This window comes from Nitratidesulfovibrio sp. D1 (genome assembly GCF_051133415.1).
In the GTDB taxonomy this organism is placed as follows: Bacteria; Desulfobacterota; Desulfovibrionia; order Desulfovibrionales; family Desulfovibrionaceae; genus Cupidesulfovibrio.
Genome location: NZ_JBPGNZ010000002.1, coordinates 465,111 through 485,693 on the forward strand (window position 1 = coordinate 465,111; position 20,583 = coordinate 485,693).

The 20,583-nt window shown below is 66.0% G+C and carries 16 protein-coding genes and 1 tRNA gene; 12 read left to right on the forward strand and 5 right to left on the reverse strand.

All coding sequences use genetic code 11. The annotated features are described in order from the left end of the window. Positions 1-77: 77 nt before the first annotated feature. Positions 78-1,193 (reverse strand): protein-glutamate methylesterase/protein-glutamine glutaminase, encoded by a 1,116-nt coding sequence (locus tag ACR4XJ_RS05135; protein ID WP_434754194.1) that lies wholly within the window; start codon positions 1,191-1,193, stop codon positions 78-80. Positions 1,194-1,486: 293 nt separating this feature from the next. On the opposite strand from ACR4XJ_RS05135, the gene ACR4XJ_RS05140 reads away from it, so the two are divergent. The 9 genes from ACR4XJ_RS05140 (at position 1,487) to ACR4XJ_RS05180 (ending at position 7,986) form a co-directional block, all read left to right on the forward strand. Beyond that, positions 1,487-1,564: transfer RNA gene (locus tag ACR4XJ_RS05140), tRNA-Pro, on the forward strand. A 128-nt stretch (positions 1,565-1,692) separates the two neighbouring features. Next, positions 1,693-1,971 (forward strand): type II toxin-antitoxin system RelE/ParE family toxin, encoded by a 279-nt coding sequence (locus tag ACR4XJ_RS05145; RefSeq protein ID WP_434754195.1) that lies wholly within the window; start codon positions 1,693-1,695, stop codon positions 1,969-1,971. 10 nt (positions 1,972-1,981) lie between these two features. Continuing rightward, positions 1,982-2,287, forward strand: coding sequence for a HigA family addiction module antitoxin (locus tag ACR4XJ_RS05150; RefSeq protein WP_434754196.1), 306 nt, complete (start codon positions 1,982-1,984; stop codon positions 2,285-2,287). A 442-nt stretch (positions 2,288-2,729) separates the two neighbouring features. Continuing rightward, positions 2,730-3,347, forward strand: a complete 618-nt coding sequence (locus tag ACR4XJ_RS05155; RefSeq protein ID WP_434754197.1) for a C40 family peptidase — start codon at positions 2,730-2,732, stop codon at positions 3,345-3,347. A 444-nt stretch (positions 3,348-3,791) separates the two neighbouring features. After that, complete coding sequence (locus ACR4XJ_RS05160; protein ID WP_434754198.1) at positions 3,792-4,334, forward strand: N-acetyltransferase; 543 nt, start codon at positions 3,792-3,794, stop codon at positions 4,332-4,334. A gap of 162 nt (positions 4,335-4,496) precedes the next feature. Beyond that, on the forward strand, positions 4,497-5,795 hold the full coding sequence (locus tag ACR4XJ_RS05165; RefSeq protein ID WP_434754199.1) for a PQQ-dependent sugar dehydrogenase: 1,299 nt from the start codon (positions 4,497-4,499) through the stop codon (positions 5,793-5,795). A 156-nt stretch (positions 5,796-5,951) separates the two neighbouring features. Continuing rightward, a complete protein-coding gene (locus tag ACR4XJ_RS05170; RefSeq protein WP_434754200.1) occupies positions 5,952-6,164 on the forward strand; it encodes a hypothetical protein in 213 nt (70 codons plus the stop codon). A 39-nt stretch (positions 6,165-6,203) separates the two neighbouring features. After that, positions 6,204-6,698 (forward strand): hypothetical protein, encoded by a 495-nt coding sequence (locus ACR4XJ_RS05175; RefSeq protein WP_434754201.1) that lies wholly within the window; start codon positions 6,204-6,206, stop codon positions 6,696-6,698. Between the two features lie 400 nt (positions 6,699-7,098). Further along, positions 7,099-7,986, forward strand: a complete 888-nt coding sequence (locus ACR4XJ_RS05180; RefSeq protein ID WP_434754202.1) for a flagellin — start codon at positions 7,099-7,101, stop codon at positions 7,984-7,986. 391 nt (positions 7,987-8,377) lie between these two features. Here the strand turns inward: ACR4XJ_RS05180 and ACR4XJ_RS05185 are convergent, their stop codons facing one another. Both ACR4XJ_RS05185 and ACR4XJ_RS05190 read right to left on the reverse strand, forming a co-directional pair. Beyond that, positions 8,378-10,546 carry a RelA/SpoT family protein gene (locus tag ACR4XJ_RS05185; protein WP_434754203.1) on the reverse strand — a complete coding sequence of 723 codons (2,169 nt, stop codon included), beginning with the start codon at positions 10,544-10,546 and terminating at the stop codon, positions 8,378-8,380. A 153-nt stretch (positions 10,547-10,699) separates the two neighbouring features. After that, positions 10,700-12,448, reverse strand: coding sequence for a peptide-binding protein (locus ACR4XJ_RS05190; protein WP_434754204.1), 1,749 nt, complete (start codon positions 12,446-12,448; stop codon positions 10,700-10,702). 278 nt (positions 12,449-12,726) lie between these two features. Between ACR4XJ_RS05190 and ACR4XJ_RS05195 the strand changes: the two genes are divergently transcribed. Next, complete coding sequence (locus tag ACR4XJ_RS05195) at positions 12,727-15,936, forward strand: SNF2-related protein (protein ID WP_434754205.1); 3,210 nt, start codon at positions 12,727-12,729, stop codon at positions 15,934-15,936. A gap of 393 nt (positions 15,937-16,329) precedes the next feature. On the opposite strand, the gene ACR4XJ_RS05200 is transcribed toward ACR4XJ_RS05195, so the two are convergent. Continuing rightward, complete coding sequence (locus tag ACR4XJ_RS05200) at positions 16,330-16,857, reverse strand: chemotaxis protein CheW (protein ID WP_434754206.1); 528 nt, start codon at positions 16,855-16,857, stop codon at positions 16,330-16,332. 7 nt (positions 16,858-16,864) lie between these two features. Then, the gene (locus ACR4XJ_RS05205) at positions 16,865-18,613 is read right to left on the reverse strand and encodes a HAMP domain-containing methyl-accepting chemotaxis protein (RefSeq protein ID WP_434754207.1); all 1,749 of its coding nucleotides are present in this window, start codon (positions 18,611-18,613) and stop codon (positions 16,865-16,867) included. 497 nt (positions 18,614-19,110) lie between these two features. Here ACR4XJ_RS05205 and ACR4XJ_RS05210 point away from each other — a divergent pair, with 497 nt between their 5' ends. Beyond that, complete coding sequence (locus ACR4XJ_RS05210) at positions 19,111-19,392, forward strand: helix-turn-helix domain-containing protein (RefSeq protein ID WP_434754208.1); 282 nt, start codon at positions 19,111-19,113, stop codon at positions 19,390-19,392. Between the two features lie 132 nt (positions 19,393-19,524). Continuing rightward, a complete protein-coding gene (locus ACR4XJ_RS05215) occupies positions 19,525-20,382 on the forward strand; it encodes a calcium-binding protein (protein ID WP_434754209.1) in 858 nt (285 codons plus the stop codon). Positions 20,383-20,583 lie beyond the last annotated feature (201 nt).

Consider the following 20,583-nt stretch of genomic DNA (forward strand, 5'->3'; position numbering starts at 1 on the left):
CTGACCCGATCCCGCCGGGCCGCGCCGCGTCCGCCGGTCGCCTTGCGGCGCCGCGCTGGCGCGGCATTTGGCGCAGGCTATTTGTACAGTCCCGTCATTATGGCAGAGGCCATGTCGTCTATGTCTATGATTTCGTCCGCCAACCCGGCGTCCACGATGGCCTTGGGCATGCCGTAGACCACGCAGGTGGCGTCGCTCTGGGCCAGCGCGCGGCCGCCCTTCTGCTTCAGCACGCGCACGCCTTCCAGTCCGTCGCTGCCCATGCCGGTGAGGATGACGCCCAGGGTGCGGCGGCCCATGGCCTGGGCCACCGATTCGATGAGCACGTTGGCCGATGGCTTGTACAACGCCTCCGCCGGTTCCGGGGTGACCACCACCTCGACCATGCTGATCTTCTGGTCCACACGCAGGTGCTTGCCGCCGGGCGCGATGTACGCGGTGCCGGGGCGCAGGCGTTCGCCGTTCTCGGCCTCCTTCACCGCGATGCGGCACACGCCGTCCAGCCGCTTGGCGAAGGGGCCGGTGAACGCGGCGGGCATGTGCTGGGCGATGAGGATGCTGGCCGGAAAGTCGGCCGGAAGCTGCGACAGCACCTTCTGCACGGCGGGCGGCCCGCCGGTGGAAACGCCGATGGCCACGATATCGCGCACCGGACGGCCGGTGCGTGGGGTGAGCACCGGGCGCGAGCCGCCGTCGCCCGCCCCCGTGACGGCGCCACCGCCCGGCCCCGGGGAAACGGCGGCGCCCCCGTCGCCCAGGGGGCGGGGGGCGCGCAACGAGCGGGGCGTGCGCAGGAACTTGCGGCGCGAAATTTCCTTCACCTTCTCGCGCAGTTCATCCTCTATGCGCACGATGTCCAGCGAAACCTTGGACAGCTGCTTGGGGATGAAGTCCACGGCGCCCAGTTCCAGGGCCTTGAGGGTGGCTTCCGCCCCTTCGGTGGTCAGCGAACTGACCATCAGCACCGGGCGGGGCATCTCCATCATGATGCGGCGCAGCGCGGTCAACCCGTCCATGCGCGGCATCTCGATGTCCAGGGTCACTACATCGGGATTGTGCCTGCGCACCAGTTCAAGCCCTTCCTCACCATCGCGGCCCACGGCCACCACGCTGATTTCGGGGTCTTTTTCGAGCATGCTGGAAAGCGCCTTGCGCATGAAGGCGGAATCATCGACAACGACAACCGTGATCACTCGGGTCTCCTCGGGAACGTCCGGGCGTCGGGTTCCTCCCTGTACCGGAACGGCATGTTCCGGCCCCGGAACTCGCGTACGATTCGCAATGGGTATCCGTATCGTGGGCCAAGCCGTCCGGCATCGCCGAGACGGGCTATGCGCCCGGCGCAGTGCGCCGCTCCGTGCCCTTGAACGGCGGGACTGCCAGTAAACTTGGCCGTATGTACAATAGGTGAACCCACTCTTTTTGACAACCGCCCATAAAAACGCTTGCCATTCCCACCCACCCGCGCTAAACACCTCTTCCTCGACGGGATGTGGCTCAGCTTGGCTAGAGCGCAGCGTTCGGGACGCTGAGGCCGGAGGTTCGAATCCTCTCATCCCGACCAGAACGGTCAAGGGCTTGTGGTGAACGCCACAAGCCCTTTTTCCGTTGGGGGGCCTGCATACCGCCCGGGGTTGACAGCCGGGGGCGCGCGGACTAGTTTAACGCCAAACGGTAAACGCTGGACGTACAATGATCGCATCGTTCCGGTGCAAGGAAACACGAGCCATCTTTGAAGGCACGCCAACCCGCAGGTTCAGCGCCTTCACCAGCGTCGCCCTGCGCAAGCTCGACATGCTGGACGCCGCGGCCTGCCTTGACGACCTGCGCATTCCCCCCGCCAACCGCCTTGAAGCGCTCAAGGGCGACCGGCAAGGGCAGCACAGCATCCGGATCAACGACCAGTGGCGTATCTGCTTCGTCTGGCGGGACGGAGCCGCCCACGAAGTCGAAATCGTCGATTACCATTAAGGAGGACGCCATGCGCATCCGTACCCACCCAGGCGAAATCCTGCGCGAAGAATTCCTGTCCCCCCTCGGCATCACGCCCCACGCCCTTGCCGTGGCCCTGGGCGTGCCCGCCACCCGCATCTCGGACATCGTCCACCGGCGACGCGGCGTCACGGCCGACACGGCGGCGCGGCTCGCGCGGTTCTTCGGCACCAGCGCCGCGTTCTGGATGAATCTCCAGTCGGCATACGACCTGTCCATCATCGAGCATGACAAAAGCGACGACCTGCTGCACATACGCCCCCACCCATCCGCCGGTGCGCCCCTGGCCTGCTGAGGCCCCGGTCGTCACGCATCCGGCCACAAGCCCTTTTTCTGTCTGGAAATCGTTCCGGAACGCGCCCGCCCGCTTGCGCCCGCCGTCACGAGCGGGTTGCCAAAACGCCGTTTTCTTGGCACCAAGGAAACCGTCGGCGCGAAACACCCGTTTCCCGCAGCCGCCACAGCCACAGTCCATATCCGGTTCCACCGCACGCCGGACGGCCGCAGGCCCCTGAAACCAAAGGCATGCATCCGCCCCCGGCCAGTTCGTCTCCAAAGCCGCCAACACCGCAACACCACCGAACGCCGCCATGCACATGACGACAAAGAACGGACCGTCGCCGCTATTCCGCGCCTGCGCCCGCCTTCTGCCGCTGCTGCTCGCCATGACCCTGGCCGGCCCCGCCTGCGTCCGTCAGGTTGCCAAAACCGCGCATGACACGGACCAGCCCGCCGCCATGGCAGAATCCGCCACCGCCAACGAGGACGCCGGGGCCGCCTGCGACATTGCCCCGCGCCTGGATGGGTCCACCCGCCTCGACAACACCGGTTCCCAATACGCCGAGGACGACGAGGAAGGCGACGACACCCTGGCCGACGGCGTGCTCAGCGACATCGCCGAACTGGACGAAGCCCTGGCCGCCATGGACGAAACCGGCGACCACCACCCCAAGGCGGAAGACGTCGACGAGGACATGACCGCCATCGACGCCCGCATGCAGCTGGTCAACGTGGCCATGTCCAAGCTGGGCACCCGCTACCGCCGGGGCGGTTCGGGCGAGACCGGTTTCGATTGTTCCGGCTTCACCGGCTGGGTGTACGAGAACGTGGGCATCGACCTGCCGCGCACCTCGCAGTCGCAGTTTCTGGAGGGACGCACCATACGCCGCGAACAGTTGCAGACCGGCGATCTGGTGTTCTTCAAGCGCAACAAGAAGCGCCGCATCCACCACGTGGGCATCTACCTGGAGGACGGCAAGTTCATCCACAGCAGTTCGTCCGACGGCGTGGTGATATCCAAGCTGAACGCCAAGCCGTGGTGCAACCAGTGGGCCGGGGCCAAGCGGGTGTTCTAGGGGCTGTCTCTAAATTGTCTTTTCGCCCGTTGGCATCGTCAAACTTCACCTGCCATATCGGTCGAATACGAGAAGAGTATGCGTTGCGGTCCCCATCCGTAATGCTCGAAGACTCGCATAACGGCTGGGGCGCTTTGCGGTCCTCATCCGTAAGACTCGCGCTGCGCGCTCGCCTAACGGCTGAGGCACTCCCCCATGGCAGGCTCGTTTTCCTTGCCAACGGGCGAAAATCCTAATTTTGAAACAGCCCCCAGGGACGCCACCGCCACAAGCAACCATTCGCGCGCCGGGCCTGCCCGGCGCGTTCCTTTTCCGGCGACGCCCGCAAGCCGCTTGCCCCTGCCCCCGGCATCCGTCCCCCTCCCCCCCGTTGCGGGACGGGCCGTGCTCTGATACGCCGAAACCGCGCGGCATCCGCCGCCCGCAACCGAAACCCTTCCCCCCATGCACCCGACACACGCAAGCTGCGTAACCCACCTTACCGTCGAACCCGTCGCCGATCCGGAAATCCACCCCTACACCATCGACGCGCTGCACAACGGGCGCGTGGTGGGCCGCCTGCGGGGCTTCGTCCTCGAATACCACAACCTGGAAGGCGTGGCCGCGCTGGCCGGGCTGAACCACGACGACCTGCGCGAAGCCGTGGACGCCGTGCGCTTCGCCATGGCCGTCACTCACGACGCCCCCATCTCGTACGTGGACGTGCTGCTGGTGGCCCCCGCCTACCGGGGCTACGGCCTGGCCCGCCAGTTGCTGGAACGCTCGTGGCTGCACGCCGGTTGCGGCGCCTCGCTGCTGCGCCCCTGCCCCTTGCAGTTCTGCCTGGACTGGCTGCGCCCGGAAGACCTGGCGCTCATCGGTCCGCAATGCATCGGCGTGGACCCCAAGCGCTCTCTGGCCAGCCTGACCAGGTTCTACCAGCGCATCGGCTACGCCGCCCTGCCGGGCACCGATTTCTGGTGGCGGCCCCTGCCCCTGCAACGCTGACGCGCGCCGCTTCGCCCCGCGCTTGCCATTTCCGCGCGGCCCTGCAAGGATGACCGGAACCGCCGGTCTCCCGCGCCGGGCCGCGCCCCGTTGGCGCACCGCCGCCGGGTTCCCCGCCGATCACGTCCACGCACCGCACCCTTCATCCCACAGGGAGGCCGCATGCGCACCGTGACCGCCCCATCCGCCGTCCGTCCATTCCCGTATCCCCCGGCCGTGCTGATCGTGCTGATCGTGCTGCTCTGGCTGGCCGCATCGGCGTTGCCGCTCCCCGCCGCCGCTTCCATCTCCAGTCCGGAGCAGGCGGGCTCTCCCGCCGCCCCGCGCGCCGTGGTGGCCCTTTCCGTGGCGCCTCCGGCCCCGGCCGCCCTGGCCGTTCCCGACGACCTGCCCCTGGGCGCGTTGCGGCTGCCGCCGGGCTTCACCGTGGAACTGTACGCCCGCGTGCCCAACGCGCGGCAGATGGCCCTGGGCACGCGCACCCTGTTCGTGGGGTCCATGCGCGCGGGGCTGGTGCACGCCCTGCCCCTGGACGACACCCTGCGCCCCATGCGCGTGCTGCGTCTGGCGGAGGGGTTGCCCCTGCCCGCCGGGGTGGCCTTCCGCGACGGGTCGCTGTACGTCTCCGCCGTGTCGCGCCTGCTGCGCTACGACGGCGTGGAGGAATGGGCGCATGCAGGCGCGGCGTCCGCGCCGTCTGGTCCCGGCTCTCCGCAGCCCGGTCCATCGCCCTCCCCGGTCACCGTGCGCGCCGACCTGCCGTCGGAGACGCACCACGGCGCCAAGGTGCTGGGCTTCGGGCCGGACGGCCTGCTCTACGTGCCCGTGGGCGCGCCGTGCAACGTGTGCCGCACCGGCCCGCGCCACGGCGTCATCCTGCGCATGCGGGCCGACGGCAGCGGCGAGGAAGTGTTCGCGCGCGGGGTACGCAACACCGTGGGGTTCGACTGGCACCCGGAAACCCGCGAACTGTGGTTCACCGACAACGGCCGCGACTGGCTGGGCGACGACCTGCCCCCGGACGAACTGAACCACGCCCCCGTGCCGGGGCTGGATTTCGGCTTTCCGTACTGCCACGGCGGCACCATTCCCGATCCGGAATACGGCGAGCCCGGCGGTTGCGCCGCCGCCACGCCACCGGCGCGCAACCTGGGGCCGCACGTGGCCTCGCTGGGCATGGCGTTCTATACGGGGCGGCAGTTTCCGGCCGAATACCGGGGGCAGGTGTTCATCGCGGAGCACGGATCGTGGAACCGCTCCACGCGCATCGGCTACCGGGTGACCCTGGTGCGGCTGGACCAAGGCCAGGCGGTGTCCTATGAACCGTTCGCCGAAGGCTGGCTGCGCGATGGCGCGCCGTGGGGACGGCCCGCCGCCCTGCTGGTGCTGCCGGACGGCTCGCTGCTGATCGCGGACGACTACGCCGGGGCCATTTATCGCGTCCGCTACGCCGGGCGCTGAGGCTCCTGCCCGCGACGCCGCCCGGAACCCGGGCGCCGCACGCAGGCCCCTGGTGCCGGTGACGCGGGTTACGCGGGTGGCGCGGGGTTGCCATTTTTACCGCGCGCGCTACTATCCGAAGGTCGGAAAACGTCACCGCAACGGCAGAGGCTTCCCATGGCGACCATGTCTGCATCCGGGCCCGCATCCGGCTCCCCGTCTCCCGCGCCCCGCGCCCCGCGTGGCGGCTCCGTCCGGCGCGGCCTTGCCCGCTGGGCGCTGCTGGTGCTGGCGTGCGTGCTGGCGCTGGCCCTCGTGCTGGAAACGGGGTGCACCGTGCGCTCGCGCGGGCAGTACGACGTGAGCGCGGGCAAGACGTCGCGTCCCTGACCGCCGCAGGTTCCCTTTTCACCCGTCACCGGACACGCCATGACCCAGCCCGCCCAACCCGCCGGGGGCACAACGCCGCCCGTCCCACCAGCCGCCGCCCCGGCCGCTTCTGCCGCTGCCTCCCCCCAGCCCGCTCCGGCCCGCCAGCCTTCGCCCGTGGACTTCCAGGCGGTGGCCCCCGCCCAACCGGCGGAGCACGGCGAGGCGGCCTGCCCGCCGCCCCCCGCGCCCATCATCATCAACGAGGCACAACTGATCCTGGCGGAAAAGCGCACCTCGCTGGCCGCGTTGCGCACCGGCATCGCCATCGTGGCGCTGCCCATGTCGCTGACCACCTTCCTCATCGCCACCTCGCGCTATTACAACACTGAGGACGTGCTGCACTTCCTGCTGCCGGTGGGCGCGCTGAACCTGGTCCTGCTGGTGCTGGGGGCGTGGCTGTCGCTACGGGCCGTGCGCCGCCTGCGCCAGCAGGAGCAGATGTTGCGCCTGCTCAAGGAACGCAACGGCGCCCTGGCCGAATTCCTGAAATAACCTCGCGCGCCGCGTCCGGCGTTTCCCCCGCCAGCACCAGAGCCCGCCCGCCCCGTGCGCGCGGGCCTTTTGGCGTGGCGATCGGTTCCCCCGGCCCGGCCGCCTGCCCGTTCCCCCCGCGTCGCCGCTTCATTCCGCCCGCCGCCCGCCGCCCGCCCACGCGAAAAATCATTCGGAAAATAATTCCATCAATCCCACACGATTAAGAACTCATTTCGGAAAAAACCGAAAAAGATTCCCGTCCAGCCCTAAAGCCTTTTTTATGGGTGCCGATACGACCGGCGAGTGGGGAGGGGAGAATCTACGGCCAACCGGAGGTGATTTCCGCGCCACAGGCGCAAGGCCGCGTCCCCCGATCTGGCAACGGAAGTCGTGACGACACATTCAAGGAGGAATGGTCATGTCACTGATAATCAATCACAACTTGATGGCGATGAACGCCACCAACAACCTGAGCCTGTCGTACGGCAAGCTCGCCACCTCGGTGCGCCGGCTCTCTTCGGGCCTGCGCGTGGGCACGGCTGCCGACGACGCCGCCGGTCTCGCCATCCGCGAACTGATGCGCGCCGACATCGCGTCGCTCAACCAGGGCGCGCGCAACGCCAACGATGCCATCTCGCTGATCCAGACCGCCGACGGCGCCCTTGGCGTCATCGACGAAAAGCTGATCCGCATGAAGGAACTGGCCGAGCAGGCCGCCACCGGCACCTACACCTCGGACCAGCGCCTGATCATCGATTCGGAATACCAGGCCATGGCCTCGGAAATCACCCGAATCGCCAACTCCACCGACTTCAACGGCGTGCACCTGCTGAACGGGCACCTTTCGGGCGCTCACGACGGCTCCGGCATCGAGGCCACCGGCAAGCTCAAGGTGCACTTCGGCTCCGCCAACGACTGCGCGGAAGACTACTACTACATCAAGATCGGCAACGCGACCGCGTCCGCCCTTGGTGTGGGCGCCCAGGCCGCCGACGGCAAGGGCAAGTCCATCTCCACCCAGTCCGCGGCGCAGGCGGCCCTGGAAGGTCTGACCAACGCCATCATCTCCAAGGACCAGATCCGCGCCGCCCTCGGCGCACTCCAGAACCGTCTGGAAAACACCATCAGCAACCTGCAAATCCAGGCCGAAAACCTTCAGGCAGCCGAGTCCCGCATATCGGACGTGGACGTGTCGATGGAGATGACGGAATTTGTGCGCCAGCAGATTCTGTCGCAGGCGGCGGTGGCCATGCTTTCGCAGGCCAACTCCCTGCCCCGTCTCGCGTTGAACCTGCTGGGCCAGTAACAGGAGGGCGGGACGGCAAACCAGGATTTTTCAGCCGCTGGCAAGGAAAGCGAACCGGACATGAGGGAGTATACTCTTCTCGTATTCGACCTAAATGGACGGTGAAGCCTGACGCAGCCAGCGGGGAAAAGGACGGTTTGCAGCACGCCCGATGCAGGGGAAAGACAAGGACACCGTCAATCCCGACAAGACTTCCAGACCACGCCGGGGCCGCGGGCACACGAACCCAAGGAAACGGCCAGCCTCTCCACTCACAAGCGCCAGCAAAAGGGGCCTCCGCAAGGAGGCCCCTCTTTTGTCACGCATGGCGAGTAAAATGTGGGCGGCGTTCACACGGGGCTCCCCGACTTCCGCATCCGCCCCTATTCCCGCTATTCTCCTCTATTCCCCTCTATTCCATAGTCGAGGTGGAGCGCAGCACTTCCACCACCGTGGGCAGCTTGCGCAGCTTGTCCAGCGCCCGGTACAGGTGCGCCACGTCGCGTACCTCCACGGTGAAGTCCACTTCCGACTTGCCGTCCACCATGGAACGCATGGTGCCGGAGTCGATGTTGACGTTCTCTTCGGCCAGCAGCGCGGAAATCTGGGCCAGCACGCCCTTCTCGTTGCGGCACACCAAGTGGATGCGCGCCGGGTAGGGCTTGTCTTCCTGCCCGTCCCAGAACACCGAGATGAGCCGCTCCGGCTCCATGGTCTGCACGTTGGCGCAGTCCGAGGTGTGCACCGTCACCCCGCGCCCCCGGCTGATGAAGCCGATGATGGGGTCGCCCGGCAGCGGGTTGCAGCAGCGGGCGAAGCGCACCAGGATGTCGTCCACCCCCTTGATGCTCACGCTGTCGGCCCGGCGGTTGGCCTCGCGCGTGGCAGCGCTGGCCGCCGTGGCCTCGGCCGCCTTGGCCGCTTCCTCCGCCGCCGCCTCCTCGTCCTTGGGCAGCAGGCGGCGCAGCACCTTCTTGGGGGTGTAGCGGGCATAGCCCACGTTGGACAGCAAGTCCTCCACGCTGCCCAGCGAAAGCTCCTTGACCACGGGCAGCAGGTCGCCCTCGCGCAGGGCCTTGGCGATGTTGATGCCCATGCGCCGCCCTTCCTTTTCCAGCATTTCGCGCCCCAGCGCGATGGACCGTTCGCGCTCCTCGGTGCGGATGTAGTGCTGGATGCGGCTGCGGGCCTTGGCCGTCTTGACGAACTTCAGCCAGTCGCGGCTGGGCCGCCGGCCGTTGTCAGTGATGACCTCTATGGTGTCGCCGCTCTTCAGGGCGGTGCCGAGGGGCACCAGCTTGCCGTTGACCTTGGCCCCGGCACAGTGGTTGCCCACCTCGGTGTGAATCAGGTAGGCGAAATCTATAGGGGTCGCCCCTTCGGGCAGTTCCTTCACGTCGCCGCGCGGGGTGAACACGTACACCTCGTCCTTGAACAGGTCGAGGCGCAGCGACTGCATGAACTCCTTGGAGTCGGTCTCCATCTTCTGGCGGTCGAGGATTTCGTGCAGCCACGTGAACTGTTCAAGGTCGCGCGGGTTCACCCGGCTGCCTTCCTTGTACAGCCAGTGCGAGGCCACGCCGTGTTCCGCCAGGCGGTGCATTTCCTCGGTGCGGATCTGGATCTCCATGCGCTCGCCTTCCGGCCCGATGACCGTGGTGTGCAGGCTGCGGTACCCGTTGGCCTTGGGCATGGAGATGTAGTCCTTGAACCGGCCGTGCACCGGCTTCCACTGGGCGTGCATCAGCCCGAGCACGGCGTAGCAGTCGCGCAGGTCGCCCACGATCACCCGGAAGGCGATGATGTCGTGCATGTCGTCCAGCGTCAGGTCCTGCTGCACCATCTTCTTGTAGATGCTGTACTTGTGCTTGATGCGCCCGCGCACCTCGCCCTTGATCTCGTTCTTCTCCAGTATTTCGCGGATACGGGTGATGACCCGCTCGATGTAGTGGCGTTCCACCACCTGGTTGGTTTCCAGCCAGTCGTCGATCTGGGCGTAGACGTCGGGCTTCAGGTAGCGGAAGCTCAGGTCTTCGAGTTCCAGCTTGATGCGGTGCAGCCCCAGCCGGTTGGCCAGCGGGGCGTAGATGTCCATGGTTTCCTGGGCGATCAGCTTCTGCTTGTGCGGCTTCTGGAAGTCCAGGGTGCGCATGTTGTGCAGGCGGTCGGCCAGCTTGACGATGAGCACCCGGATGTCGTGCGCCATGGCCAGGATCATCTTGCGGATGTTCTCGGCCTGGGCCTCTTCCTTGCTCTCGAAGGTCATCTGGCTGATCTTGGTGACCCCGTCCACCACGTCGGCCACTTCCTCGCCGAACAGGGTGTCGATGTCCTCGATGCTCACGGTGGTGTCTTCCACCGTGTCGTGCAGCAGCCCGGCGGAGATGGCCGCCTCGTCGAAGCGCATCTCGGCCAGGGTATAGGCCACGGCCAGCGGGTGCGACAGGTAGGGCTCGCCCGAAAGGCGCGTCTGGCCCGCGTGCGCCGCGGCGGCGTACACGTAGGCCTTCTGGATGAGGGCAAGGTCGGCGTCCTTGTTGACCGACGCCACCTTGTCGAGAACGTCCTGGATGCGGATCATGCGGTTCGGGCCTGTTTGCGTCGGCCAGGGCGGGATGGAGCCGTGGCCGGAGTTGGCTGTGTGTTCCCGCCGGTCAGTGCCGCGAAATCGCGCGCACCCGGCGGCGGGGCCGGGTGCTGTGGGGTGGGCGAAAGGACAATCCGGAAACAGTTGTTACTGTTGCATGCGATACCGCTGCTGCTCCCTCGGCGTCCACCAGCGGGTGAAGTTGTGGGTCAGCCCCGCCGGGGCGGGTTCCAGCCCCTGGAAGCGCGCACTGACGATGGGCAGCGAATACGGCACGTACAGGAAGCAGTACGGCTGGTCGCGGTGCAGGATTTCCTGGAAGCGGTCGTACAGCTTCTTGCGCTCCGGCTGGTCGAAGGTGGAGCGGGCGCGCTCCAGCAGGTCGTCCACCTCCGGGTTCTTGTAGCCCACGAAGTTGAGCCCACCGGGCACCGCCTTGGACGAGTGCCACACGTCGTACAGGTCGGGGTCTTGCAGGATGTTCCAGCCCAGCAGCACGGCGTCGAAGCGCCCCTTGTCCACGAATTCCTTGATGAAGGCAGCCCATTCCACCGTGCGTATCTTCACGTCGATGCCCACGGCCTTGAGCTGGCTCTGGATGATGGTGGCCGCCTTGATGCGCTGGTCGTTGCCCTGGTTGGTCAGGATGGTGAACGCGAACGGCGCGCCGTCCCTGTCGATGAGGCCGTCGCCGTTGGTGTCGGCCCATCCGGCCTGGGCCAGCAGTTCCCTGGCCTTGGCAGGATCATACGGATAATCATCGATCCTGTCATTGTATACCCAGGTGCCGGGCTTGTACGGGCCCACGGTGGGCATGCCCTGCCCCAGCAGCACCCCGGCCACCAGCGCCTTGCGGTCGATGGCGCAGGCAAGGGCCTGGCGCACCTTCACGTCCTTGAACATCGGCAGCGCCAGGTTGTAGCCAAGGTAGCTGTAGCCGAAGGACAGGTACTGGAACTTGCGCCAGGCCATGTCCCATTCGGCCCCGTTGGTCTGGTGCAGGTACTGCTGCGGGCTCAGGTTCATCATGTCCAGGCGCTGGGCCTTCAGTTCCAGGAACATGGTGGAAAGGTCGGGGATGACCCGGTAGACCACCTCGTCGATGTACGGGCGGCCCAGGAAATAGCCGGGGCTGGCCTCCAGCGTCAGGCGGGTGCCCGCCTCCCATTCCTTCAGCCGGTACGGCCCCGCGCCCACGGGCTTGCGCGAGAAGGACGTGTTCATCAGGTCCTGCCCTTCCAGCAGGTGCTTGGGCATGATGCCGTGCATCCAGGTGATCAGCGACCGGGCGAAGGGTTTTGCGTAGCGCACCTCGAACGACAGCGGCCCCGTCTTGCGGAACTCCTGTATGGCCAGGTAGTCCTCGGCATAGGGGGTGGGGGTCTTGGGGTCCACCATGAGCCTGTAGGTGAACTCCACGTCGTCGGCGGTCAGGGGCTTGCCGTCTTCCCAGCGGATGTCGTCGCGCAGGGTGAAGCGCAACAGGGTGCCGTTCTCCAGCACTTCGTACGAGGCGGCGGCCCACTTCTCGATGTTCAGGTCCTTGTCGTAGCGCAGCGCGGCCACGAAGATCTGGTCGCTGACCTCGTGCGACGAGGCGTCGGAGGCGATGAACGGCAGCAGGTTGGACGGTTCGCCGATGGTGCCGAGAATGATCCGGTCGCCGGTGACCGGCTCGCCGGGCGCCGCCTGCGCGCCCTGTGCGCCCCCTGCGCCCTGTACAGAGGTCGCGTTGCCCCCGGCGGCGGTGGCGTTGGCGGCGGCCTTTTCACCGGCCTTTTCGCCACCCTGGGGGGCGGAATCGCCGCAGGCGGACAGCAGCAGGCACAGCAAAAGCGCCAGAAGGAACGAGCCTGCGCGCGCGGCGCGCGGCGCGGGCGTGACGGTGCGGTTCATGCGATTGCCTCCGGCTATTGCCTATTCCCGTGGATGGGGTATGATTTCACGATGGCATGGGCGCATCCCCGCGCGTGGCGCGGCGGATTTTCCCCGAGCGCGTTGGATATCATTGTCCCGCGCCGTGAGCAAACGTCCGTGCTATTGATAATGGCGCAATTTTGGACTAAAATGGTCAATTGCGCTTCGTACGGGGGGACACACACGAAGCGCGCCCCGCCCGCATCCGGCATGCGCGCCTCCCCTCCGGTTGCGACTCCAGAGGAGCACACGAGCATATGGAACTGAACGAGGAGCAATCCGTCCGTTCGCTCCTGCAGGACTTCGTCCATGATTCCATCCCGGAATACATCCTGGACGGGTCGCAGGACATCCTGGCCGAAGGCGGCGTCCAGAAGCTGAGCCTGAAAAAGGCCGACGGCTATTGGGAGGTCGAGGGAAGCATCCAGGGGGAGGACTTCCAGATATATTCGCCCAGGCTGTCCGTCAGCCTTGGCGAAGGCACCACCGCCTACCACTGCAACTGCCCGGATTCGTTCTCCGGCGTGTGCCGGCACGTGGGGGCCACCGCCCTCAAGATGCTGTCGTCGCTGGAAACGCGTTCCGGCGGCGAGGAACCCGCCCGGCCCAAGACCGAATGGCGGCAGAATTTCCGCGCCTTCTTCTCCACCGCCATAGAGCCGGAGGCGGGCCAGCACTACCTGATCTTCCGCTTCCACCCCGAGCCGGGGCGGCTGCTGGTTTCACTGTTCCGGGGCCGCCAGAACAAGTCGGGCCTGTCCACGGTGCATAATGAAATCACGCTGGAGCAGATCCTGCGCAACCCCGACTGGTGCGAGCTTTCGCCCCAACTGGCGCAGGTGGCGCAGCAGATCGGCCAGATCGTGGACTACTACGGCCACCGCATCGAGGTGCCGGACGGACTGCTGACCTGGTTCCTGTGGGCCATCCGTAACGAATACTACCTGTTCTGGGGCGACACCGACCAGCCCTGCCGCATCGAGCGCACCTCCATGCGCCTGAAGCTGAAGCCGCAACTGGCCGACGAAGGGCTGTCGTTCGACGTGATGCTGCACCGCGAGGGCAAGCAGCCGTTCTCCATCATCGGCAGCGAGGTGACCTTCCACGGCCAGATGCCGCTGTGGGTGTGCTGGAACAAGGGGTTCTACCCCGTGCACACCAGCCTGAACTCGCAGCTGGTGCAGGACCTTGTCCGCCAGCCCCCGGTCATCCCGCAGGAGGACATCTCCGAATTCCTCGACCGGGTGTGGACCAAGTTGCCCACCAGCGACCTGTACGGGCAGGAAGAGTTCCTGAAGCACATGGAGCCCATCTTCCAGCCGGCCACGTACAACCCCAAGCTGTTCCTGGACGAGGAAGGCAGCCTGCTGACCCTGGAGATCCAGAACATCTACGAGACGGTGCACGGCGAATTCTACCTGCCCGGCCCCAACCCCGAATTCCAGACCGGCAGCTACACCATCGACGGGCACACCTGCCTCATCCGCCGCCATCAGGAAGAGGAAGCGTCGCTCACCGCGCTGCTGGCCGAGATGCGCTTTCAGCCGCGCAGCAACCGCATGTGGTTCCTGGAGCCGGAAGAGGCCATCAACTTCCTGCTCGACGCCTACCCCAAGCTGGTGGAGCTGTACCGGGTGTACGGCGAAAAGGCCCTGTCGCGCTACAAGGTGCGCCTGTCGCAGCCCATCATCACGGCCAAGGTGGAAAGCAGCGAGGAGGACAAGTGGTTCTCGCTGGACATCACCGTGGAATACGACGGCCAGAAGGTGCCCATCGACAAGATCTGGAAGGCGTGGGCCCAGGGCAAGCGCTACGTGCAGCTCAAGGACGGCTCGTACACCAGCCTGCCCGAGGCCTGGCTGAAGCGCATCGCCCACAAGCTGCAAGCCCTCGGCCTTGACCCGGAAAAGCCGCCGCAGAAGCAGTTCCAGCAGTTCGAGGCCCCGGTGCTGGACAGCCTGCTGGACGACCTGCCCGACGCCCAGACCGACCCGTTCTGGAACAGCCTGCGCGACAAGATCCGCAACTTCCGCGAGATCAGGCCCATCGACCCGCCCAAGGGGCTTACCGCCTCGCTGCGCGGGTACCAGCAGCAGGGCCTGTCGTACCTCAATTTTCTGCGCGAATACGGCTTCGGCGGCATCCTGGCCGACGAGATGGGCCTCGGCAAGACCATCCAGACCCTGTCGTTCATCCAGCACATGGTGGAACGCGGGGCCGTGGGGCCCAACCTGATCGTGGTGCCCACCTCGGTGCTGCCCAACTGGGACCGCGAAGCCCAGAAGTTCGTGCCCGAGCTGCGCCGCCTGATCATCTACGGCACCCGGCGCGAAGGCATGTTCCGCCGCATCGACGAATCGGACCTGGTGGTCACCACCTACGCCCTGTTGCGGCGCGACCTGGAAGAGTTGCAGGAGCACGAGTTCAACTCGATCATCCTGGACGAAGCCCAGAACATCAAGAACCCCAACACCATCACGGCGCGTTCCGTGCGGCGCATCAACGCCCGCATGCGGTTGTGCCTGTCGGGCACGCCCATCGAGAACAACCTGTTCGAGCTGTGGTCGCTGTTCGAATTCCTGATGCCGGGGTTCCTGGGGTCGCAGCACGCCTTCCAGCGGGGCATCATCAAGCCCATCAAGGACGGCGACAGCGAAACGCTGGACTACCTGCGCACCCGGGTGCGCCCGTTCATCCTGCGGCGCACCAAGTCCGAGGTGGCGAAAGACCTGCCGCCCAAGATCGAGAACACCTACTACTGCGCCCTGGCCGAAGAGCAGGCGGAACTGTACACCGCCCTTGCCCGCAAGCTGAAGGAGCAGGTGATGGCCGACGTGGACGAGAAGGGCATCGCCAAAAGCCAGATGTCCATCCTGGACGCGCTGCTGAAACTACGCCAGATCTGCTGCCACCCGCGCCTGCTGAAGCTGGACATGCCGGGGCTGACCACCAACCTGCCCTCCGGCAAGTTCGACGCCTTCAAGGACATGATCACCGACATCGTGGAGGAAGGCCACAAGGTGCTGGTGTTCTCGCAGTTCGTGCAGATGCTGCACATCATCCGCTCGTGGTTGCAGATTAACGCCATTCCCTTCTGCTACCTGGACGGCACCAGCAAGGACCGCTTCGAGCAGGTGGACCGCTTCAACAACACGCCCGAGATCCCCATCTTCCTCATTTCGCTGAAGGCGGGCGGCACGGGCCTGAACCTGACCTCGGCCGACTACGTCATCCACTACGACCCGTGGTGGAACCCCGCCGTGGAAAGCCAGGCCACCGACCGCACCCACCGCATCGGCCAGACCCGGCAGGTGTTCAGCTACAAGCTGATCTGCGAAAACACGGTGGAAGAAAAGATCCTGAAGTTGCAGGACATGAAGCGCGGCGTGGCCGAGGCCATCATCCCCGGCCAGGAGGCGTGGAAGTCGCTGACCCGCGAAGACCTGGAAATGCTGTTCGAGGTGTAGGGGACCGGGGCTCGTGCCCCCTCCGCACCGGTTCCGCAACAGTTCCGCAACATCCGCACGACGAAGCAACGGCGCGCCTCCCAAGGGAAGCGCGCCGTTTTTCATTCCCCCGGAAAGGGGGCGAAGGCGGGGGGCATGTCGCATGCCCCCGCGCCTTCGCGGTCGGCCCGTCGCCCTTGGGGGGGACCCGCCATGTCGGGGAGGAGGCGGGGTGGCGACGTGCCGCCATGCAGCGCGGGCGTTGCCGCGCGTCCGGGCGCGGCGGGGGATCGCTTGCGCGCCGTCACGCGCGGCACGCCCACGGAGCAGTCTTCGATGCGTTGGCCGGGTGGCCTTGCACCCGAGCGATCTTGTCGGGACGGCCTTGCGCCCCAACGATCTTGTCCGGGCGGTTTACCGGATGCCGTCCAGCACGGCCTTCTCGCTCTCGCCCAGCAGCAGGTCGAGGTCCAGCAACAGCAACAGCCGCCCTTCCAGCTTGCCCACGCCACGGATGAAGTCGGACCCGCCCCCCTCGATGACGGCGGGGGGCGCTTCCACCGTGGAGGCGGGCAGGCGCAGCACCTGCGACACCGAATCCACGATGAACCCGGCCACGCGGCCGCCCATCTCCACCACCATGATGCGGGTCCTTTCATCGGCGGCCCCGGCCCGCAGGCCGAAGCGCGCCCGCATGTCGATGACGGGGATGACCTTGCCGCGCAGGTTGATGATGCCTTCGACGAACGCGGGCGCGGCGGGCACGCGGGTGACCGGCATCATGCGGATGATCTCCTGCACCCGCAGGATGTCCACGCCGAATTCCTCTTCGCCCAGGGTGAAGGTGACGAGTTGCAGCAGCGTGCCGTCCCCGCCGCCCGGCCGGAACTGCCCGGACGCCCCCGATACGGCGGACGCGATGGTCTCGTGGGTGGTATCCATGCCGCGCCTACCCCTGTTTCAGTTCTTCGACCAGGCGGCGCAACACCTGGGCCTGGTTGGACAGTTCCGACACCGCCTTGGCCGCCTCGCGCATGGCCTGCGCCGTCTCGGCCGAGATGGTGCTGACCTGTTCCACCGCGCGGTTGATTTCCTCGCTGGCGGCGGACTGCTGCTCCGACGCGGTGGCGATGCCGCGCACCTGGTCGGTGGCCGAATCCACCAGCCCCACGATCTCCTTCAGCGACGCGCCCGATTCCTGGGCCAGGCGGGTGGTTTCCTCGATGGCCCGCACCGAACGGTCCACGTTGTCCATGTTCTTCTGGGCGCCCTGCTGGATGCCCCGGATGGCGCTGCCCACCTCGCTGGTGGCCTGCATGGTCTTTTCCGCCAGCTTGCGCACCTCGTCGGCCACCACGGCGAAGCCGCGCCCGGCGTCACCGGCGCGGGCCGCCTCGATGGCGGCGTTCAGCGCCAGCAGGTTGGTCTGGTCGGCGATGTCGGAAATGACGTTCATGATCTGTCCGATGGCCTCGGCCTGGCGGCCCAGGTCTTCCATGTCGCGCTTCAGGTCCATGGACTGCTGCTGCACCTGCGAGATTTCGCGCACCACGTTGTTCACGATGTCCGCGCCCGACTCGGCCTTGTTGCGGGCGTTCTCGGACGAGGTGGCGGCGGTGCCCGCGTTGCGGGCAACCTCCAGCACGCTGGCGTTCATCTCTTCCATGGAGGTGGCGGTTTCGGCCACCCGCTTGGACTGCTCTTCCGCGCCCCGGTCGGACTGTTCGATCTGGGCGGAAAGCTCTTCCGACGCGGAGGACACCACCTCGACCACGCCCTCCAGCTTCTGGGCGGCCTGGATCATGCCCTCGCGCCTGGCGTTTTCCGCGCGCCTGCGGGCTTCCTCGGCGGCGGCGGTGGCGGCCATGGCCTCGTGCTCCTTGGCCTCGGCCAGCACGGTCTTTTCGTCGGCCTCGGCGATCTTGCCCTTGAGGGTGGCCACCATGGCCTGCATGGCCTGGTACACCCCGGACAACGGGCGCTCGGACCGGAAGGCCACGTTCAGGTTGCCCGCGGCGATTTCGGTAGAGACGCCCCGCAGGTAGCCGGGGTCTTCCCCAAGCTGGCTGAGGGTGGAACGGATCAGGAACATGGCGGCCCCGGCGCCGATCAACAAGGCCCCGGCCACGAGCGCGACGTTGATCTGCTGGGCCGACGCGACGCGGTCGTTTGCCGCCTTGCCGGCCGCCGCCGAATCGCGGTCGTTCAGTTCCACGCAACGGCTCAGGGCATCCATGGCCGCCGCGAAGCTGGGCCGCAGCACCTTCCTGTCCAGTTCCATGGCCTCGTTCTCGCGGTGGTCGCGCGAGAGGGCCAGGGCCTTTTGCATGCCGCTCACGTAGTCTTCGATATTGGAGCGATAGTCCTGAAACGCCGCGCGCTCCTCCGGCGAGGTGATGAGCTTCTCGTAAATGGTGCTGTTGGCCATGCGCCTGCCGTTGATGGCCTTCAGGTTCTGCTCGATGGATTCCATCTCCTGTTCTTCAGAAGCAATGACATGCTGGAAATGCTGCCTGCGAAGCTCATTCAGGTTGCCCCGTACATCAGCTATGGCCTTTACACTTGGAAGAACGTTATCAGTAACCTTTACAACATTTTCAAGAATAGCCTTCAATTGAACTGAAGATGATCCGCCGACACTTGCAATAAGCACCAACAAGACAGCAAAACTCACGATCAACTTCATCTTTAACGTCATGAAAAACTCCAGAACATACTCTGCCCACTCGCCTCATGCCCCTGACACCTGACAAGACACCACTCGCAGCAAGACAAAATTACCCTTCAAAATCAAAACCAAAGCAATCATAAAGATATTGAGACTTTGTCCGATAAACACACCACAAACAGACCGTTGCCGTGCAGAAAGCAGATCACAAAGGAAATTGATATTCATAAATGCGCTTCAAGATATGAATCATCGATCACAACACCCTGTGTTCTATTTTGTAGCAAATATTGCGCATGCGAGGGAAAGCATATCGCAATACACCATCAGCAAAGGCGAGATTCATCGTCATCGAAGCGTGTGCTTGCAGACAAGCCGCATGAATCGCGACCTTGCCGTTACCCATGAAATAGAAAATTACGTACTCGGCCTTAGGGATCGAAGATGGCGTGTGATACTTATAGTCTGTAGACTTATAGTCGTCAACGCAGAACCTGAATGGATTCCCTCAGCCATTGGAGGAAGCCATGTCAGGATACTCTGCCGAAGAAAAACAATGCCTTATCGAGCTAGGCGCGGCAATCCGCCACTTTCGTGAGGCACTCGGCTGGTCGCAGGAACAGTTGGCCGAAAGAGTGGAGTTGCACCGCACTTACATCGGCGGCGTGGAGCGCGGCGAGCGCAACCTGTGCCTGTTGAACATCCTTGCCATAGCCGATGCGTTGGGAATACCGCCGGGCAGTCTCATAGACCGGGCGTTTTCCGCCCGGATACCCGCCACGGGGAATGTGCCGCCGCCGGGAAAATAACGCTCCCGGAACGGAACTTGCCTCGTCCTCCGCAGCCCGCGAAGCGGGCAAAACCTTCCGCCGCCGTTCGTGTTGCGGCTTGATGCCCCGGGCCGAGCCCGGGCAGACCCGGGAGGGCAGACGGAGGTACACATGAGCATCGAGCATTGCGGAGGAGCCTTCCGCAACGGATGGGACCCGTGTCACGGCAGGGGCAGGGCCACCGCCCGGCTGGCCAGCGCCATGATGGAGGAACTGGACGCCGACGACAACGGCAGCCTTTCCGCCTCCGAGGCGCAACTGTCCGAAACGGCCTTTGCGGCGCTGGACAGCGACGGCGACGGCGACGTCAGCAAACGCGAGTTGCGCGCCGGGCTACGCAGCAAGCGCGACGAGTTGATCGGCCTGATGCGCTCCGGCGCCGATGATGCAACCGGCACGGGCGAAACGTCCGCGCCTGCCACGGACGCCACGCTCACCACAGCGGGCACCGTGGGAGCCATGGCCTCGCGCATCGCCCAGCGCATCGTGGATCATCTGGACGCCGACGACAGCGGCGGGCTGTCGCAGCCGGAATCCGGCCTTGACCAAAACCGCTTCGCGCGGATCGACACGAACGGCGACGGCAGCGTCACCGCCAACGAGTTCGGCGGCTCGCTGCAACAGATGCTGGACGTCATGGGCGCCCTGCACGCGCTGAGTTCCGTGGCGCGCAGCAGCTACGGCCGCAGGGCCTACGGCATGGCCGCCCGCGAGGCCGTGGAGCGGTACGAGGGCAACATGGGCGGCCTGATGACCGCCCTGTTCGAAACCGCGCCCACCGGCAGCACGGGCGCCACCACCGGCACATCCGGCGCGGTGGCGGCCACCGGTGGCACCGCCTCTGGTGACGGCGGCAGCACCACCGACGCATCCTCCGGCGCCGTGGGCGACATTGCCGACGTGCTCGCGGACGCCGCCGCTGCCGAGGCGGCGCAGGCCGCCACCGGGGCAGCAGGCGCGACGGCCTGACGCGGCCCCGGCACCCCGCCACACTGATCGCCTGCCGGGCGGGCTCGTTGCGGCCCGCCACGCCATGCCACCCGGCAGGCTTTGCCGTTGGTGCGATTCTTGCTTTTTCGCGGCCGTGCCGCATGGTGCGGCACGCTTTTCCTGCCCTCGGGCTGCGGGCGAGCACGGCGCTGCGCACATGTGGTACGTCAGGAGGTACTC

What these genes read in the sequence shown, in the direction of transcription:
- ACR4XJ_RS05145 (WP_434754195.1), top strand. Translation starts at nt 1,693, where the DNA reads ATGATCGCATCGTTCCGGTGCAAGGAAACACGAGCCATCTTTGAAGGC.
- ACR4XJ_RS05150 (WP_434754196.1), top strand. Translation starts at nt 1,982, where the DNA reads ATGCGCATCCGTACCCACCCAGGCGAAATCCTGCGCGAAGAATTCCTG.
- ACR4XJ_RS05155 (WP_434754197.1), top strand. Translation starts at nt 2,730, where the DNA reads ATGGCAGAATCCGCCACCGCCAACGAGGACGCCGGGGCCGCCTGCGAC.
- ACR4XJ_RS05160 (WP_434754198.1), top strand. Translation starts at nt 3,792, where the DNA reads ATGCACCCGACACACGCAAGCTGCGTAACCCACCTTACCGTCGAACCC.
- ACR4XJ_RS05165 (WP_434754199.1), top strand. Translation starts at nt 4,497, where the DNA reads ATGCGCACCGTGACCGCCCCATCCGCCGTCCGTCCATTCCCGTATCCC.
- ACR4XJ_RS05170 (WP_434754200.1), top strand. Translation starts at nt 5,952, where the DNA reads ATGGCGACCATGTCTGCATCCGGGCCCGCATCCGGCTCCCCGTCTCCC.
- ACR4XJ_RS05175 (WP_434754201.1), top strand. Translation starts at nt 6,204, where the DNA reads ATGACCCAGCCCGCCCAACCCGCCGGGGGCACAACGCCGCCCGTCCCA.
- ACR4XJ_RS05180 (WP_434754202.1), top strand. Translation starts at nt 7,099, where the DNA reads ATGTCACTGATAATCAATCACAACTTGATGGCGATGAACGCCACCAAC.
- ACR4XJ_RS05185 (WP_434754203.1), bottom strand. Translation starts at nt 10,546, where the DNA reads ATGATCCGCATCCAGGACGTTCTCGACAAGGTGGCGTCGGTCAACAAG.
- ACR4XJ_RS05190 (WP_434754204.1), bottom strand. Translation starts at nt 12,448, where the DNA reads ATGAACCGCACCGTCACGCCCGCGCCGCGCGCCGCGCGCGCAGGCTCG.
- ACR4XJ_RS05195 (WP_434754205.1), top strand. Translation starts at nt 12,727, where the DNA reads ATGGAACTGAACGAGGAGCAATCCGTCCGTTCGCTCCTGCAGGACTTC.
- ACR4XJ_RS05200 (WP_434754206.1), bottom strand. Translation starts at nt 16,857, where the DNA reads ATGGATACCACCCACGAGACCATCGCGTCCGCCGTATCGGGGGCGTCC.
- ACR4XJ_RS05205 (WP_434754207.1), bottom strand. Translation starts at nt 18,613, where the DNA reads ATGACGTTAAAGATGAAGTTGATCGTGAGTTTTGCTGTCTTGTTGGTG.
- ACR4XJ_RS05210 (WP_434754208.1), top strand. Translation starts at nt 19,111, where the DNA reads ATGTCAGGATACTCTGCCGAAGAAAAACAATGCCTTATCGAGCTAGGC.
- ACR4XJ_RS05215 (WP_434754209.1), top strand. Translation starts at nt 19,525, where the DNA reads ATGAGCATCGAGCATTGCGGAGGAGCCTTCCGCAACGGATGGGACCCG.